Annotated in this window: 7 protein-coding genes; 3 read left to right on the forward strand and 4 right to left on the reverse strand. The window is 68.4% G+C overall.

Annotated elements, in window-relative coordinates; translation table 11 throughout:
* The first annotated feature begins 13 nt into the window (after positions 1 to 13).
* On the forward strand, positions 14 to 1,171 hold the full coding sequence (locus HEB94_RS05600) for a CapA family protein (protein ID WP_192748922.1): 1,158 nt from the start codon (positions 14 to 16) through the stop codon (positions 1,169 to 1,171).
* Positions 1,172 to 1,422: 251 nt separating this feature from the next.
* Here the strand turns inward: HEB94_RS05600 and HEB94_RS53345 are convergent, their stop codons facing one another.
* Entirely contained in the window at positions 1,423 to 4,110 is a 2,688-nt protein-coding gene (locus tag HEB94_RS53345; RefSeq protein WP_192748923.1) for a metallophosphoesterase, read from the reverse strand.
* A 290-nt stretch (positions 4,111 to 4,400) separates the two neighbouring features.
* On the opposite strand from HEB94_RS53345, the gene HEB94_RS55065 reads away from it, so the two are divergent.
* The gene (locus HEB94_RS55065; RefSeq protein WP_238361434.1) at positions 4,401 to 5,012 is read left to right on the forward strand and encodes a VOC family protein; all 612 of its coding nucleotides are present in this window, start codon (positions 4,401 to 4,403) and stop codon (positions 5,010 to 5,012) included.
* Between the two features lie 212 nt (positions 5,013 to 5,224).
* Here the strand turns inward: HEB94_RS55065 and HEB94_RS05615 are convergent, their stop codons facing one another.
* From HEB94_RS05615 to HEB94_RS05625, 3 genes are all read right to left on the reverse strand, one after another.
* Positions 5,225 to 5,695: a group II truncated hemoglobin gene (locus HEB94_RS05615; RefSeq protein WP_192748924.1), complete on the reverse strand. Its 471-nt coding sequence runs from the start codon at positions 5,693 to 5,695 to the stop codon at positions 5,225 to 5,227.
* Between the two features lie 111 nt (positions 5,696 to 5,806).
* Positions 5,807 to 6,592 (reverse strand): phytanoyl-CoA dioxygenase family protein, encoded by a 786-nt coding sequence (locus HEB94_RS05620; RefSeq protein WP_192748925.1) that lies wholly within the window; start codon positions 6,590 to 6,592, stop codon positions 5,807 to 5,809.
* A 135-nt stretch (positions 6,593 to 6,727) separates the two neighbouring features.
* On the reverse strand, positions 6,728 to 7,294 hold the full coding sequence (locus HEB94_RS05625) for an RNA 2'-phosphotransferase (protein ID WP_192748926.1): 567 nt from the start codon (positions 7,292 to 7,294) through the stop codon (positions 6,728 to 6,730).
* Positions 7,295 to 7,628: 334 nt separating this feature from the next.
* On the opposite strand from HEB94_RS05625, the gene HEB94_RS05630 reads away from it, so the two are divergent.
* On the forward strand, positions 7,629 to 14,093 hold the full coding sequence (locus tag HEB94_RS05630; RefSeq protein ID WP_192748927.1) for an RHS repeat-associated core domain-containing protein: 6,465 nt from the start codon (positions 7,629 to 7,631) through the stop codon (positions 14,091 to 14,093).
* The last annotated feature ends 5 nt before the right edge of the window (positions 14,094 to 14,098 follow it).

Raw genomic sequence — 14,098 nt, forward strand, 5'->3', positions numbered from 1 at the left:
TAGCGTTCGTGGCGTGCCGCGCTTCCAGGCTCCTGCTCCGTTCCTGCCCCTTCTCGTCGCCGGCGTCGCGCTGACCGCGTGCGGTAGTCCACCAGTGGCGGACCCGACCAAGCCCGCACCTGCACAGTCCGCATCGAGGGCGCCGGTGAACCGTGCCGACACGGCCAAACTGCCCGTTGATCCAGGCACGTCCACACCCGCGACGCACGAGCGGCAGCCCATCACGTTGTCGTTCGCGGGCGACATCCAGTTCGAGGACCACGTGCGGCCGCGCCTGGACAGTCCGGCCACCGCGCTCGCCCCGATCAAGGAGCAGTTGCAGGCGGCGGACCTCACCATCGCCAACCTGGAGACCGCCATCACCACGCGTGGACGCGCGGAAGACAAGACCTACACCTTCCGGGCTTCCCCGGCGGCCTTCGATGCGCTCGATGCGGCCGGCGTCGACGTCGTCACGATGGCGAACAACCACGGCGTCGACTACGGCCCGCAGGGGCTGTCCGACACTCTCGCCGCCATCAAGCGCGCCCCGCTGGCAGTCGTCGGGATCGGCGCCAACGCCGATCAGGCGTTCGCGCCGCATGTCGCCACGATCAGGGGAACCAAGGTCGCGGTCATCGCCGCAACGGCGTTCAACGATCCGACCGCGAGGAACTACCCGGCTGGACCGAACAAGGCCGGGGTCGCGGCCGCCGTCGACCCGGAGCGGCTGCTCGCGGAAGTACGGAGCGTGCGGCGCGCCGCCGACGTGGTCGTCGTCTTCCTCCACTGGGGGATCGAGCAGGACCAGTGCCCCTCCGACCAGCAACGCTCGCTCGCCGAGGAACTCGCGCAAACAGGCGCGGACATCGTGATCGGCAGCCACGCGCACGTCCTGCACGCCGGTCGCCTCGCCGGGTACGACACCTACGTCGCCTACGGACTCGGCAACTTCGTCTGGCGCAATCGCCGTTCGGTGCAGGAGACCATCACCGGACTCCTCACCCTGACCGTCGACGGTCGCAAGGTCACCGCAGCGCAATGGTCCCCTGCCATCGTCGGGGCGAGCGGTCTCCCCGGCTTCACGCATGGCGACGAAGCCGAGCGGATGCGGCGTGACTTCGCAGACCTGCGGGGCTGCGCGGACCTCGACGCCGTACCTGCTTCCCGAACGGCTGCCCACATTCGGTGAGCACCGCATTCGAGCCGCAGAGCCCCCTACGGCAGTATCCGAACACCTTCACTGCCCTGTCGTTCGCCCCGCCGGGGTCGGCGTACAAGATCGAACTCGCCCAGGCACTCGTCCGCCGCGCCAAGGGCGCCACCTGCCTGTCTGACGCCGAAGGGCGGACCCGATACCGGGTCCGCCCTTCAGCCATACACAGCAGCCCCGGTCGAGGCATCCAGGGAACTCCCGGTCGACCACCTCGACGGAGCTGACTGTTAGCCCTTGCGGTGCGGGGCGAGTGTCGTCTCGTCGACCAGCCGGCCGTCGACGGCGTAGGTCGCCACGGACAGCCCCGCGTCGGTCGACCTCAACACGGTGCCCATCTGCGTGTCGGCGTCGTCCACGACGTCGTCCCAGGGCTTGGCGGTGTTGGTGCCGAAGTTCGGCCCACCCGGGCCGAGGGTGACGAACGTGATCGCCTTGGCGATCTCCTCAGGCGTGGCCGCCAGCCGGCCGTCATAGATGGCGGAGCGCTTGTAGACATCGTCGTGGCCGCCGAGGTACAGGTCGACGCCGAGCTGACCGAACACCCGCGAGACCTTCGCGCGTGCGTCCGCCATGGCGGGGGTCTCAGCGGCCTGCCCGCCGAAGTAGGACGTGTGGCCCACGACGACGGTCGACCGCTGGTGCGAGGCACGGACGTCCTCGGCCAGCCAGTCGAGTTGCTTGTCGAGGTCGTAACTGGTGTTCAGGACGGCGACGTGGACATCGCCGCGGTCGAAGGAGTAGTTGCTCTCCCCGACAGCGCCGTCCCGCGGCAGGGCGTACACGTTGGAGAAGATCGCGTTGCGGTCGGCGTTCTGGGTGTTGTACTCCAGATCACCCGCGCTCTCACCGTCACCGACCACCGGCGCCACCTGCAGTCCGAGACCGTCGTACACGTGGTTGTCGACGTCCTCCCAGTACTCCCGGTGGGCGCCTCCGGCCACCAGATCACCGGTCTGGACCAGGGTTGAACCCCCGGGCGCCTGGTCCCGCAGCTGGTCGACCACCTTCTGGGTGAGCCCAAGGTCGCCCGGCGCGCGGGAGGTGGCGGCGAGGTCGCCGACCAGGTAGATCGGCTCGTTCTTCGCCCCCGCGGCCCGGAACTCACCGCGTACGTCGGTCCAGGCCCGCTCGTCGGTGGCGCGGGGAGCGGTGCCGGCCTCGGAGACCCCGAAGCGGTACTCGTACTCTCCGCCGTTCTTCAGCCCTCGCAGCTGGAACTCGTGGCTGCGCAGCGGCTGCCCGGTGACCGTGTCCTGGTAGACCGCGCCCGGCTTGCCGATAGTGTTGAGCTCGTAGGTCGTGTCGCCGGTCGAGGTGAGGACCGGGACGTTGCGCCAGGTGCCGTGGCCCATCGGTCGGACCTGCGCGTAGACGTGGTCGATGGTGCTGTCCGTGGCAACGCTGAGGCCGGCCGTACCAGGGCGCTCGCCGACAGTGGCGGTGCCGTCCATGTACTGGAAGGCGCCCTCCGGGTCGGCCTGCTCCTGCGCGACCTTGATCCGCAGCATCTGCGCACCGGTGCTCCCGGTAGCGTCCGCGGCCTTCACCACCACGATGTGATCGGAGTAGCTGCGTACGGAGAAACCGCCGTCGGTGACCGGCACCTGGCCGTTGTCGTCCCAGACCTCGTAGGTCACCTTCGGCTCGGCCCCGCTGTCGTCGACGGCGGTGACGGCTGGCAGCTCGATCCGGTCACCGTAGGCCGCCTGGGTCGGCACCTCGGAGTCGACGGTGATCGTGGGTGCGTAGTTGGCGCCGCGGGTCGTGTCACCGATCCAGACCGGTGCGGACACGATCACGTCGCCGTCGGCCTGCTTCGCGACGACATAGAAGTAGTCCCCGTCGGCAGCAGCCAGGTCATGGGTGACGTGTACGTCCCGCCCGGACACCTCCGGGACCTCATACGCCACCTTGCCGCCGTTGGTGAGCACCTGGACGGAGGTGAAGGAGTCACTGGCGTCGGTGTCGGTGAGCCCGATGTCAAGGGAGGCTTTCGTGGTGTCGGCCGGCAGGATCGAACCCATCAACTTGTCATTGACACCGAACGTCAGGACAGTGTTGACGTCCTGGGTGGAGTACATGCTCCGGTCCCGCATCGCCTGGTAGACGGCCGACTGGCTCTTGCCCGTCGCCCAGACGCCCGTGATCGACTCGTCGCCGCTGACCCAGTTCGCGGCGTGCTCATCACCGTTGAGGACGGGGGCCAGGTGCCACCCGGCGTCGAGCGCGTGCTGCAACTGCACGCGATTGGCTTCGGTCTTCACCTCGATCAGGTCGACACGGTCATCGACCTGCCGGTCGAGGTGCTTGAAGTCGGCGAAGGCGCCCTTGCCGGCGGGGTCGGGGTGGTTGAACTGCGCGATGGCCTTCGGGTCCTGCTTGAGCCGGGCGTAGAACGTCGGCAGGTCGTACTTCAGATCACCGGTCGCGGCGCCGAAGGAGAGCGAGTCACCCTCGCTGCGGGCGGTCATGAACCAGTCGGTGTTGAACAGGTTCATGTGACCGGAGGTGTCGTACCAGGTGATCTCCTCGGCCGGGATCGTCACGAGGTCGTCCTGGCTCGCGTTGAACGACGCGGACACCTCGTGCAGGTAGCGCCACTCGTCGGAGACGGCGTGCCGCCAGTCGGTGGTGAAGTCGTCGCTGTTGCGTCGGTCGTAGAGCACGTCGTGCTCGGAGAGGGTGAAGAAATCCGCGTCGCTGTTCGCGGCCACGTGGGTGAAGGCGTCCATCGGCATCTGGACGCCGTCGCTGATCGAGGTGTGGGCGTGGAACTCACCGGTGAAGTAGGTCTTTCCGAGGTACGTCGGACGCTCGGGCGCCGCCGTGGCCGGATTCGCCGGCAGCACCGAGAACGCACCTGCGCTGATGGCCAGAGCCAGAGCGGCGCCGATACGGATCTGCGCGGGTCGCACGGTCGTGGACGCGCGCCTTTCCTTGCTGCGATGGGGACGTCCTGATGATCGCATTCCACCGACACTGCCGGTCGAGAGGCACCGGACGCTTCTGCGCAAGGCGACGTGAGGTGAAGAGACAGTGAAGAGTCCGAGGAGACCCCTCCATCCGAAGGTGGCGTGCGCTGCTGGGGTCCGAGTGAGTCCACCGGCAGAGTGGCCGACCGCGCCCTTACGAGGGTCGACACACCCCAGGATTCCACGGCCACCGGGTTGTGGCGCGCGCCCGGTCCAGCGAAGAATGACCAGGCATGACTGATGCCGCGGAGTTCCCGCAGATGATGCACACGGCCATCGACACGACGAACGCCCGGGAACTCGCGGAGTTCTACCGGCAACTCCTCGGCCTGCGCTACCGGCCGGGCGACGAACCACCGGCAGAGGGCCCCGACGACGGAGCCGACTGCCTGGTCCTCCTCGACGCTGACGGCACCCGGAAACTCGCCTTCCAGGAAGTCGAGCATCTGAAGCCGACGACGTGGCCCACTCACGACGTCCCGATGCAGATGCACACGACTTCCGGGTCCCCAGCGTCACCGAACTGGATCGGCACCGGCAGCGGGCCGAGGTACTCGGCGCCCGAGTGCTCCTGGACCGGACCGCTTCCGAGGAGCCGTTGTACGTGCTCGCCGACCCGGCCGGTCACCCGTTCTGCCTCCTCGTCGGCTGAGCGGGGCAGGCGTTACTGGGGTCCGAGTGAGTCCACCGGCAGCGTGGCCGTCCGCGGCTTGTCGACCAGGAGCCGCCACTGCCAGGTTGGGTCTGGACGGCGTTGTCAGCGGCTGATGAAGTACTGCTGGGGGTTGCTCTGCGCGGGGGTACCGAACAGGTACTCGTCGAGCATCCCGTCCGGCACGTTGTGAAAGTTGTTCTTGACGACTCCGAAGCTCGATCCGGACGACGAGAGGTCGCGAACGACTGGGATTCGGCCACCGTGGCGATAACGGTTTTTTAGTATGAACGTGAAGATCGCGTCTTTCCACGATCCAGTTGGGCTTGTCCACTTGCTGACAACACGGACAGCCTGACAACACCCCTGCCGTTCGTCAGAGCAGCCCGTGCGATCAGCAGGCGATCAGGTCTCGTCAGGGCTGCTCTCGCCGACGAGACCGTTCCACGACCATCGCGGGATGCACAGTCCGTCCGGGACGTCATCCGCGGACCCGTGGTAGCGGGACATCGTTGTGGTCGTCGTCCACGCGAAGTAGTCATGCAGCACCTGATGGAGCCGGTCGTCCCTGGCGAGGCCGACGTCTACGAGCGCCTGATCGAAGCACGCGATCGCTCGACGGTCCATCTCCTCGTGTGGGCCGTTACCGCTGTGTATCCGCACTACTGAGGTCTCGTCCCCGTAGGAGTCCGAGTAGGTCTTCGGGCCCCCGAGCGCCTCCGCCCAGTAGGCGGCGAGCCGTTGGCTGTGGTCGGCGCGGACCCCGCGGATGAACGCGTGGCTGACCACCTCGTCGGCCATCACCCTGGCATGCCATGCGTGCGCCAAGCGCAGCAAACCGTCGGCGGCACCGGCGACCTCATACACCGTCTGCATGTGCCAAAGATGCCACGCCACGACTCCTGCGCCCCGGAATCGACGTGAGGCCGGCAGTGCTGACGGACCGGCTGTCAGCGCTGACCAGGCGTCCGAGCGTGGGTTCGAACGTTACTGGGGGCCGAGTGAGTCCACCGGCAACGTGGCCGTCCGCGGGTTGTCGACCAGCAGCCGCCACTGCCCGCTCGTCCGGTCCAGCCAGCGGACGTCCTCCCGGTGGTACTGCAGCGCGTAGGCCACCCGAGGCGCGTCGGTGACGTTCGGTCCCGAGCCGTGCACGGTCCACCGCGAGAAGGCCACCGCGTCGCCGGCCCGCATCCGGATCGGCAGGCAGGACAGCGGATCGACCTCCACCTGCTGGTGCTGGTCACCGTCGTCGCTGTTACGCGAGGGGATCTGCTGGTTCAGGTGGGAACGCGGCACGATCCCAAGGCAGCCGTTGTCCGGGGTCATGTCCTCGAGGGCGACCCAGATGTTGATGGAACCGAGCGCTGGGTCGTGACGGGTGTAGTTGTTGTCCTGGTGGAAGTGGAAGGTGCCGCCACCGCCTCCGGCCTTGACTGCGGTGAACGGGAGATACCGTACGGCGCGGCCACCAATCAGTTGGGACGCCACCGCGAGGGTCTCCTCGCAGTTGATGAGCTGGTCGAGCGCGGAGCCCGACAGGTACTGCGAACACTGGCGAAGCTTGTCGGCCGTCTCACTCGCGCGCTGCAGCGATTGGCGGGACACGCCGTTGGCCGCGAGGGCCTCGAACACCTCTTCGCGCAGCGTTTCGACCGCCGCCTGGTCCACGAGTCCTGGCAGGACGAGATAGCCCTCCTGCTGGTAGAAGTGGACCTCGCTCTCGGTCAGGGTCATCGGCCTGACCACCATGTCCAGCTTCGTCTTCGGCACGTTCATCTCCAGGGGTGGTGAACCTTCGGCCACGACTCCTCACGATTCTGGTGCAGGCGCATGCCATCCCCATGGCTGAACCGTCCCTTGTTGCCTATCCCGACCGATGCCGGCCACCACCGAGCCGGCTGGCGGTCAGCCGGTGATGAAGTCCGGCGGCACCTGGTCGGCGAGCCACACCTTCTCGTTGCCGGCATAGAAGACGACGCCTCTGGATGCGGCGTCACCCGCCGCGACGGTGAGGATCACCGGGCGGGAGGCCTTCCGCCCTCCGACGGCCCGCGCGGTCGCCTCGTCGACGGAGAGGTGGACGTACTGCCGGCCCATCGGGCGCAGCCCGCTCGTACGGATCGCCTCGGCAGCGTCGGGAGACGTCCCGTGGAACAGCACAGCCGGAGGGATCCCTCGCACCACGACAATCCGGCCCGGCACCGAGTGTCCGTACAGCGCCCGGATCCGTCCCTCGTGTATCTCGTAACGGCGCTTGGTGGCCGACGCCACCATCGCCTCGACATCTTCGACGGTCAACGCGTCCCAGCATCGTTCCCGTCGCAACCCGGCGACCAACGCGTCGAGGGACGTCCAGCCGAGTGCGTCCAACTCCAGCTCGAACAGCCACGGTTCATGCCGCAACGCGTACGCCACCGCCTTACTCAGGTCCGCCACCCGCAAGCCGGGCTTACGCGACCCGCCGCCACTCATCCGCAGAACCAGACCCTCGATCGCCGTTGATGGGGCGCGGCGCCCGCGCCCGAGATCACCTCGCACAGCCTGCCAGCTCTGCCGCGCAACGACCTCCGGATTTCCCGGCATGGCGACATCGCCACACAGGCGAGGCAGGCGACCTGCCCCGGCTCGTCCCGAGCCTACGCGGCCCGACCGGTCCGCCCGCTTGGTTAACCTTGTCCTTTTTAAGGTAACTACGGCATTGACGGCCTTCGTCCCATCTGGAAGCCTCGAAGGCCAACTCACTGGGCATGTCAACCGGAGACGGGAGATCGCCTTGTCACGGGGACGTCTACCTTTCATCGGGACCATGGCCGTCGCGCTGGTCCTCACAAGCCTTCACTCGCCCTTCACCAGATCCGCCGCCGCGGACGACCCGACACCTCCGGCCGATGCCGAGAGGTCGGTGGTGCAGGTGCCACGGACGGAGGTCGGTACGGGATCTCTTCCATCCGCCTACGAGATCGGCGTCGATGGCAAGCCACTGCGGCAGGCCAAACCCGCGTCGGTGATCTGGCCCAGCGCGGGCACGGCCACCGTCGACGTCCCCGGTATCGGCAAGCCGGCGCGGGTCGGCTCAACCGTCGTCGCCGTGACCGCACCGAAAGCTTCAGCGAAAACAGAGCCGAAGGCCACGAGCACGCCCGAACGCGTCTCCGTCCAGGCGTACGGCAACGACGTCGCCCGCAAACTCGGCGGTCACGGCACCGCCTTCCGGCTCAGCCGCGCCGACGGTGTCCGGGCAACCGGCACCGTGCAGGTGAGGGTCGACGTGTCCGGCTTCGCCGACGCGTTCGGCGGCGACTTCGAGACCCGGCTACGCCTGATCTCAAAGCCCGGCTGCGCCCTCGTCACTCCCTCCGCGTCGGCCTGCGCGACCGGCACGCCGGTCAGGAGTCACGTCGACCTGAGGACCCACACCCTCGTGGCCGAGATCTCCACGACGGCCACCCCGGCCGGCGGCCCAGCCGGCACCCCCGCTGGCGACGAAGCACCACCTGACCCGGCCGGCCCGGTGTTCGTCGTCGCCGCCGCGCCCTCGGGTGAAACAGGCTCGGCCACCGCGACGAAGCTATCGAGCTCGAGCAAGTGGTCGGTCGGACTGCAATCCGGCGACTTCAACTGGACCCTGCCGCTGCCGAAGGTGCCGGCCATCTCCGGCAACGCACCGGAATTCGACCTGTCCTACTCATCCCAGGCCGTCGACGGCCAGGTCGCGGCAGAGAACAACCAGCCGTCGTGGGTGGGTCAGGGGTGGGACCTCGCGCTGCCCTTCCTGGAACGCCGTTACAAGGGGTGCGCCGACGACGGCGGCGACACCGCCGACCTGTGCTGGGGCGGCGACGAACTCCGCCTGTCCCTGGAAGGCACCTCCTCCTCCCTGGTGAAGGACACCCAGGCAGGCGGTGACACCTGGCGTGCCCGCCAGGACCCTGGATGGAAGGTCGTCCGCCACCGCGGCACCGACAACGGCGACAACGACGGCGAGTACTGGGTGGTCTCCACCCCGCAGGGCACCACCTACACCTTCGGCCGCGGTAAGCAGGCGACCACCGGCACACAGACGGACTCCGTCTACACGGTGCCGGTGTTCGGTGACGACTCCGGCGAACCCTGCCACACGTCGAGCACGCAGGACTCCTGGTGTGTGCAGGCCTGGCGCTGGAACCTCGACCAGGTCGTGGACGCCCACGGCAACTCGAGCACCTACTTCTACTCCCCGGAGAAGAATCGCTACGCCCGCAACGGCAACGCCGACCGCTCCACCGACTACACAGCGGGCGGATCGCTTCGCGACATCGTCTACTCCCAACGCTCCGGCTCCGAGGACGTCCAAGCGCCCGCCCGCCTGCACTTCTCCACCCAGCGCCGCTGCGTGGAGGCCGCCGACGGCTCCGGCACCTGCCCGGCCTACGACCAGGACCACGCCACCTCCTACCCGGACGTGCCGATGGACTCCCTGTGCACCGGGCGCTGCACCGGGGAGGAGCAGAAAGCGCCGACGTTCTTCACCGGCTACCTGCTCCGCTCGGTGACCGCCCAACGCTCCGGTGCTGACGGCGGCTGGGTGGACGTCGATCGTCTCGACCTCACCTTCTCCTTCCCGAAACCCTCCGACGGCACCAGCGCCGCGTTGTGGTTGCGGAAGGTGCAGCAGAGCGGGCTGGCCGGCTCGAACACGAAATCGCTGCCCGCGGTGGAGTTCACCGGCAAGGAACGCGTCAACCGCGCCGACGCCGACCCGGGCGCCGGCGCGCCGGAGATGCGCAAGCTGCGGATGACCTCGGTCGTGGACGAGATGGGCCGCCGGGTCGACGTCAACTACGGCCAGCCCCACGCCTGCCCGAAGGGCGACCTGCCACCCGCCTACGACACCAACACCCAGGACTGCTTCCCCGGCTGGCGAACCAACGGTGACAGCTCCGGGTTCGGCGTCTGGAACAAGCACCTGGTCACCCGGGTCACGGTCAACGACACCGGCGGCGGCTCCCCACCACAGATCACCAGCTACCGCTACCGCGGCACCCCCGCCTGGCACTCCGACAACGACCCGCTCGTCCCGAACGACCGCGAGTCCTGGAGCGACTGGCGCGGCTACGGCAGCGTCGACGTCGTCCAGATGTCCGACCCGAAATACCGCGGCGAGAAGGCCAGCCGATCGCTGTCGACGACCCGCACCCTGTTCTTCCGCGGCATGAACGGCGACCGCCGATCCGACGGCAGCAAGAAGTCGGTCATGGTCACCGACTCCCGCGGAACCTCCCTGACCGACCAGCCCTACCTGCGCGGCAAGGAACGCGAGACCCAGCAGTTCGCGCTGGACGCCAAGGGCGACCCCAGCTACGAACTCGGCGGCAGCCTGAAGAACTACACCTCCGCCCGCACCACCCCCAAGGACCCCGGCGAAGCCGACCCGGACGCCGACGCCCACCTGGTCGTCGAAAGCGACTCGGCCAGCCGGGAGACGGTGATCGCTGACGACGGCACCCGCACCTCCCGCTCCAAGAGCCTGGCCACCTCCTACGACAGCTACGGGCAGGTCATCTCCGTCCTGGACGAGGCCCGTACCGGCGACGACATCGACCAGCGGTGCACCAAGACCTCCTACGCCCGCGACAACGACACCGTCGACCGCTGGATGCTGGCCTTCCCCTACCGGGTCCGCACCTACGCCGGATCCTGCGACAAGCCGAGCAGCTTGGTCACCGGCAAGGACCAGTACTACGACAGCTCAGACAAGCTCGGCAGCCCGGTCCACAAGGGCGACGTGACCCGTACCGTGTCCGCGCGAAAGGCGTCCGGCCCTAACACCGTCACCGACACGATCACCACGCAGGCGACCTACGACGCCTACGGCCGTACCCTCACCGAGACCGACGCGAAGGGCAACGTCGCCCGTACGGCGTTCGAACCCGCGACCGGACGACCCACGACGGTCACCGAGACCAACCCGCTCGATCAGGCTGAGGTCACCACCCTCGAACCGGACCGGCAACAACCGGTCCGCGTCAAGGACGTCAACTCCCAGGTCACCATCAACACCTACGACCCGCTCGGCCGGCTCACCAGTGTCCGCCAACCCGAGCAGGCACCCGACGCCCCACCGGCGCAGGTCTTCTCCTACGACCTCGACCCCGCCCACAAGAGGGCGCCGCTGGTCACCACCAAGCAACTCCAGTCCGGCGACACCTACGTCACGACGTGGGCGTTCCTGGACTCCCTGGGCCGCGACCGGCAGAGCCAGGAACTCTCACCGGCCTCCACCGCCGAGCACCCGAAGACGATCGTCAAGGACACCCGCTACGACGACGCGGGACACGTGGCCGCCGAGCCGATGCCGGTCGTCGCCCCGGGCAAGGCCGGGTCGGCGCTGCTCGCGCTGCCCGCGGACGAGATCGACGAGACCCGCCACACCTACGACGCGCTCGGCCGGGACGTGAAGTCGACGCAGTACGGCCAGGGCAAGCCACTGTGGTCGACCACCACCGAGTACTTCGGTGACCGCACCCGCGTCACCCCGCCCAAGGGCGGTGTCGTCACCACCTCCTGGACCGACGCCCGCGGCCGCGAGATCCGCAAGCAGGACGGCACCGGCGCCCACGCCGCCACCACCTCCTACATCTACACACCCGCCGACAAGATCGACTCCAGCACCGACCCGGAAGGCCACCGCGCCTCCTACACCTACGACTTGCTCGGCCAGCGGATCGGTGCCGACGACCCGGACGCCGGGAAGTCCCTGACCAGCTACGACGACAACGGCAACCCGCTCGCGGTCTGGGACGCCAAGACCCTCGCCAAGGGCGGCGACACCCCGACCCTGTCCACCGACTACGACAAGCTCGACCGGCCGGTCAACCGCTGGGCAGGCGCCTCGAAGGAGGGCCGGCTCGTCTCCTCCTGGAGCTACGACTCGGCCCGTATCACCAACGGCGTCGGCCAACTCGCCGACATGACCACCTACGACGGTCACCACCGCTACACCGTCTCCGCCACCGGTTACGACTCGCGCGGCCGGATCACCGGAAAGAGGTGGAAGTTCCCCGCCGGCCTGATCAGCGGCCTGGTCAAGGACCAGACCTACACCGTCACTTACGGCTACGACGCCGCCGACCACCTGAAGACGATCGGCTACCCGGACAAGGTCCTCGGCGCACCGGCCGAGACCCTCACCACCGGCTACGACGACCTCGGCAACCCCAAGACCCTGCAGGGCACCACCAGAAACCCGCTGACCGGCCGCGACACGACCACCACCTACATCTCCGACACCAGCTACGCTTCCGACGGCAAGATCGCCGGCCGCGACTACGCCAACCCCCACCACCCGCTGCGCCGCGCCTACGGCTACGACGCCGAAAGCCAACGCCTGACCCACGTGCAGACCCTGGTCGGCGGACCGGGCGACGACGAACCGAAGGCCAAGCAGGACGACACCTACCGGTGGGATCCGGCCGGCAACCTCACCTCCCTCACCGACAACGCCCTACCCAAGCCGGTCGCGACCTGCTTCAGCTACGACGACCTGAGCCGTCTCGCCCACGCGTGGACGACCAAGCAGACCGACTGCGGTGACTCCGACTCCACCCACACCCACGACGGGCCTGCCGGGTTCAACTCCTCCTGGACCTATACCGGCGACGGCAACATCGCCTCGCGCCGCTCCCTGCTCCAGGGGACGACAAAGTACGACTACACCGACCCCGACCACCCGCACGCGGTGACCAAGGCCGGCGCCAAGTCCTTCAAGTACGACACCAACGGTGCCATGGACACCAAGGTCAAGCTCGGCCTGGTCCCCACCACCATGGACTGGGACGCCCAGCACCAGCTCACCTCGGTTACCACCGAACACCTGCTGAAGACGAAGTTCGTCTACGCCCCCGACGGCACCCGGCTCGCCCGGGTCGACCCGACCGGTACGGCTACTCTCTACATCGACGGCCAGGAGATCACGCTGCTCCTCGGCGTCGGCCTGACCGCGAAGGCCACCCGCTTCTACCAGATCGCCGACACCACCGTCGCCGAACGCGTCCACGGCATCTTCAAGTGGCAGTTCAATGACATGCAGGGGTCCGCCCAGATCGCTGTACCCAAGGGCACCAGCCTGGTCGAACGCACCTACTACGACCCCTACGGCGACATCCGGCCAGGCTCGGCCCCACCGGTCACCGACCACGGGTTCCTGGGCAAGGTCAAGGACCCGACCACCGGCCTCAACGCCCTGGGCGCCCGCTACTACGACGCGGATCTCGGCCGGTTCATCTCCACCGACCCCGCCTCCGATCCCGCCTCGGCGCAGACGCTTAACCCCTACTCGTACGGGGCGAACAACCCCATCATCTACGCCGACCCGACCGGCCTGTGGTCCCTGTCCGGAGCCTGGAACTCCGTCAAGAAGGGCGTCTCCGCCGCCGCTGACTGGGCCAGCGAACACAAGGGCCTGATCGCCAACGTGGCGGTCGGAATCGGTGTCGGCATCGCCGTCGGCGCGGTCTGCGCGACCGGTGTCGGCTGCCTCGTCCTCGCCGGCGCTGCAGCCGGCGCGGCCGGAGCCGCCGCCGGCTACGGGGTCGACGTCGCCGAAGGCAAACAGGAGTTCTCCTGGGGCGGACTGGCCAGCAACGTCGCCGTCGGCGCCGTCACCGGCGCGGCAACCGCAGGCCTGGCCAAGGGCGCGGGAGCCCTCGCCAAGACCGGGGCCGGCGCACTCGCCCGAAGTGGGGCGGGTCAGGCCGCCAAGGCCGCCGCGACGACCGCCGGCCGAGCCGTCTCCAACACCGCCCGCTCCGCCGCCACCAAGGTCGCGGCCTCTGGTGCGGGTAAGGCCGCGGCGTCGGCCACCAGCAAGGTCGCCCAGGCCGCGAAGTCGGCAGGACGCAGCTTCTCCAGGGCGGCCCGGCCGGCCGCCGCACAGACCGACGACGCGGCCGCCGCCAGCGGTGCCAGTGCCACCAGCGCCGCCAGCAACGCCGCTCGACCACCGGCGCGGATCTTCTCCGCACGCGTGCTGAACCGGGCGGGCGAGGAGCCAGGACCGTTCCACAACTTCCCCGGCTCCTTCGACGAGACGATCTTCTCCTCCGGGAACCGGACCGTGAACCCCGGCTACTTCAACAAACCCAAGCCGGGACTGAGCAACGACTCCGTGCAGTACCGTCTTCCCGGATCGCTCAACGGCAGGAACGGCGTGTACGAGATCTTCACCCGACCATCCCTTTCCGGCCGGACCGAGGTGATCATGCACCGATTCTTCAACCCACGCGGGCAGTGAGGGGA

The organism is Actinopolymorpha pittospori, assembly GCF_014873875.1.
Taxonomy (GTDB): Bacteria; Actinomycetota; Actinomycetes; order Propionibacteriales; family Actinopolymorphaceae; genus Actinopolymorpha; species Actinopolymorpha pittospori.

Excerpts from the sequence above, each read along its gene's own strand:
- HEB94_RS55065 (WP_238361434.1), top strand. The coding sequence starts at position 4,401 with ATGACTGATGCCGCGGAGTTCCCGCAGATGATGCACACGGCCATCGAC.
- HEB94_RS05615 (WP_192748924.1), bottom strand. The coding sequence starts at position 5,695 with ATGCAGACGGTGTATGAGGTCGCCGGTGCCGCCGACGGTTTGCTGCGC.
- HEB94_RS05625 (WP_192748926.1), bottom strand. The coding sequence starts at position 7,294 with ATGAGTGGCGGCGGGTCGCGTAAGCCCGGCTTGCGGGTGGCGGACCTG.
- HEB94_RS05630 (WP_192748927.1), top strand. The coding sequence starts at position 7,629 with ATGGCCGTCGCGCTGGTCCTCACAAGCCTTCACTCGCCCTTCACCAGA.